This is a genomic window from Longimicrobiaceae bacterium (assembly GCA_035936415.1).
Lineage (GTDB): Bacteria > Gemmatimonadota > Gemmatimonadetes > Longimicrobiales > Longimicrobiaceae > JAFAYN01.
Window position 1 is genome coordinate 1 of record DASYWD010000530.1, and the last position, 3,647, is coordinate 3,647.

A 3,647-nucleotide genomic window follows, 5' to 3' on the forward strand; every position below is an offset into this window, starting at 1 on the left:
GCGCGGAGGCGGAGGGCGCCGCGGCGGCCGTGTCGCGCACGGCCTCCGCCACGCTCGCAGCGGGCTGCTGCGGCTCCCGCACCAGCCCCACCGCCACCCCCACGCAGACGGCGGCGGCGACGATCGGCAGCGGCTTGCGGCGCATGTCGACGATGAGCTTCACGAACACCTCCCGGAATACGGTCTGCGGAACCGGATCTACGACGGATCCAAACGAAAGCGCCCCCATATCGTGGAACGGTACGGGAGCGCGCACTTGTCATAGCGGGGGCGGGATTCGAACCCGCGACCTTCGGGTTATGAGCCCGAGAGCTACCAGGCTGCTCCACCCCGCGGCCAGGACACGACGGAGAGCGTGCGCCACGCATGCCGCGCGGTCTCCCCGTCCTGTCGCGCGCAACCAATCTACACACCCTCTAAGTGCATGTCAACCTGCAGGATAGGACCATTTCTGGGAGTGGGGGAGGCGTCCGGTCCGCTCACGACGGGGCGTCGCGCCGCAGCCGCACCCCCGTGCTCGCCTCCCCGAGGCGGCCCTCGCGCAGCAGGGCGGTGACGGCCGCGGAGACCGCCTCGTCCAGCGCCGCGCCGGTGCGGCCGTAGCCGAGGACCGAGCGGACCTCCGTGGTGAGCTGCTCGCGCGTGAAGGAGTGGCCTCCCGCCAGCACCGCCAGCACGGCCGCGCGGTACTCCTCCGGCGCCACCCGGTCGGCCGGGATGCGCGTCCCGGCGCGGGAGCGCGGCACGCAGGTGCCCCCCGCCGCGGGGCTCCAGAAGAACTCCCCGCGCCGCTCCACCCGGCGCGCCCGCTCCGCCGCCGAGCACGCCTCCCCGATCCACGCCTGGATGCGTGCCCCGGCGCGCGTCCCCCACATCCCCACCACGCGCGAGACCAGCTCCGCGCGGTGCACCGGCGACTCCGCGTCCACGACCTCCACCACCGCCCCCGCGAGCTGGGCCAGCGGGGTGGAGAGCAGGTCGCCGCCCGCGTACCGGCCCTCCCCCCCGGCCGGCACGTAGGGCGCCGCCACGGGCCGCACGTACGGCGTAGGAGGTCCCGAGGCCAGCATCTCCGCCGCCTCGCGGGCCTCCAGCTCGGCCTCTTCCGCCGCCCGGAGCGCCGCCCGCTCGCGCGCCGTCCGCTCCGCCTCGGCGTCCTCCCGGGCGCGCGCCCGGTCCTGCTCGATCAACTCCAGCAGCCGGTCGATCTGCCCCCCGCGGTCCTTGAACCAGTCCGTGGACCAGACCCGGTGGATGGTCCAGCCGCGCGCCTCCAGCACCTGCTGGCGCAGGCGGTCGCGGTCCCGCGCCGTTTCCGACATGTGGTAGGCCATCCCGTCGCACTCGATCCCGCAGAGGAAGCGCCCCGGCGCCGCGTCGTCCAGCACCCCCAGGTCGATGCGGTAGCCCGCCACGCCCACCTGCGGCACCACCGTGAGCCCGCGGTGTGCCAGCTCCTGCAGGACCTCCCGCTCGAACGGCGACTCCGTGTCGGCGGCGGCGCTCACGGCGGCGCCCTCGAGCTGCCCCCGCTCCGCGTACAGCAGGAACTCGCGCAGCAGCCGCGGACCGTCGGAGCCGGTGGCCGTGGCGCTGATCTCGTCCCCGCGCATGGACGAGAACACCCGCATCTGCCGCCGCGCGCGGGTCACCAGCACGTTCAGCCGCCGCCAGCCGTTCCTGCCGTTCAGCGGGCCGAAGTTGAGGCGCAGCTTCCCGTCCGCGCTCCGGGCGTAGGTGACGCTGATGAAGATCGCGTCGCGCTCGTCGCCCTGGATGTTCTCCAGGTTCTTGACGAAGAACGGCTCCACCCCGCCGCGGCCGAAGAAGGGCTCGATGGAGGGGTCGTCGCGCCGCCGCCGCTCCAGCTCGTCCTGGATGGCGACCTGCTGGCGGAGGTTGAAGGTGCCCACCCCCAGCGACAGCGCCGGCTCCCCCCGCTCCCGCCGGGCGAGCTGCTCCTTCGCGAAGCGCACCACCTCGTCGGCCACGCGCCGCGCCTCCACCGGGTTCATCCCCTTCCCCTCGTACACGCCGTCGGCCACGTGCTCGAAGCGGAGGCCGGCCGCGTCCGTCCCCGTCTCCACGCTGGGGAAGGTGTACAGGTCCGCGTCGTAGAACGAGACGTTGGAGAAGTTGATCAGCGACTCGTGCGCGCTCCGGTAGTGCCACCTGAGCCGGCTCATGGGGACGCCCGCGCCCATGAACTGCTCCAGGATGCTTTCCGAGTCGTCCACCAGCGGCAGCCCGTCCGCGTCCACCTCGGCCTCCACCATCCCGGACGAGACGGCGAAGAAGTTGGTGGGCGGGAGCTGCTTGGGGTCGCCCACCACCACCAGGTGCCGCCCGCGCGCGATGGCCCCGGCGGCGTCCTCCGGGGGGAGCTGCGAGGCCTCGTCGAAGATCACCAGGTCGAAGCCGGGCTGCGCGCCGTCCACGAGCTGCGCCACGCTCAAGGGGCTCATCATGAAGCAGGGCTTGATCGCGCGGACCGCCGCCGCCGCCTGCTGCATCGTCCGCCGCAGCGGCGCCAGGTTGCGCTGGCGGGCCATCTGCCCGCGCAGGTACGGGAGCGCCGCCGCCGGGTCGCCCTGCTGCAGCCGGTGCTGCACCCGCTCCCGTAGCCGCCCCACCAGCGCCGCACGGTTCTCCAGCAGCACCCGCTCGTCCAGCCGGCGGAACTCCGCCACGCGCTCCTCGTGCGTGAGGGTGCTGAACCTCGCCAGCGGCTCCCGCTCCCGCACGGCGACGGACAGCCACTTCATGTAGAAGGCGCGCAGGAACGCCGCCGTGAGCCCCGCGAAGGCGATCTCGCCGCGCATGGCCGCGGGGAGCAGCTCCCCCGCGATCCCCGCCGCCGCCGCGCTGCGCGCCGACTCGAACGCGGCCCAGCGGGGGCCGTGCTCGACGGCGGCGGCGAGCGCCCCGGCCCGCGCGGCGACCTCCTCCAGCGGCGCTTCCTCCAGGTACGCGTCCGGCCAGCCGACCGCCTCGCGCAGCTTCGCGAGCGCCTCGCGTGCTTCGCCGGCCGCCGCGGAGAGCGCCTCCACCGCGGTCAGGTCCGGCGCCGGGCGCGCCGCCACCTCGGCGGCCCGTGCGTCCAGCCCGTGCCGGACGCACGCCCCCCGGAACTCCACCACCCAGCGGATGTAGCCGTCCAGCGCGTCCCAGTCGGAGCGGTCGTCCTGCCAGAGCTCCCCGAAGAGCTCCCGCCCGCGCTCCGCCGCGCCCCGGAGCGCGGCCCGCTCGGCGAGCAGGCGGTCCACCTGCTTCATCTCGTTGGCCTGCTCCGCCAGCGAGCCCGCGAACGCGGGGAGGCGGTAGCCCAGCCAGCGGCTGCGGATGGCGCGCCAGCGCCCGTCCAGCCACGCCAGGAAGGAGAGCGCGCCCTCCGCCTTCCGCTCCACGTAGGCGACGTCGGCCGCGTGCTCCTGGTCCAGCACCTCGGGGCGGAAGCGCGCCTGGATGCGCGCCGCCAGCCGCTCCGTCTCCCGCCCGCGCTCCACCAGCGCCAGCGCTTCCGCGGGAGGCGCGTTCCAGGCGTCGTTCCTCAGCACCGCCAGCGGGGCGCCCGGAGAGCGCGCCAGCACCCGGGCCACGTCGGCGGCGGTGCGGACGTCGGCGAAGCCGCGGATGGGCGGCAGCCC

General features: G+C 75.0%; 1 protein-coding gene and 1 tRNA gene. Both read right to left on the reverse strand.

Going from position 1 to position 3,647, the window contains the following annotated elements; all coding sequences use genetic code 11:
- Positions 1 to 262: 262 nt before the first annotated feature.
- A tRNA-Met gene (locus VGR37_21435) sits at positions 263 to 335 on the reverse strand.
- A gap of 144 nt (positions 336 to 479) precedes the next feature.
- A partial coding sequence (locus VGR37_21440) for a DUF3320 domain-containing protein (protein HEV2149975.1) occupies positions 480 to 3,647 on the reverse strand: 3,168 nt, incomplete at its 5' end.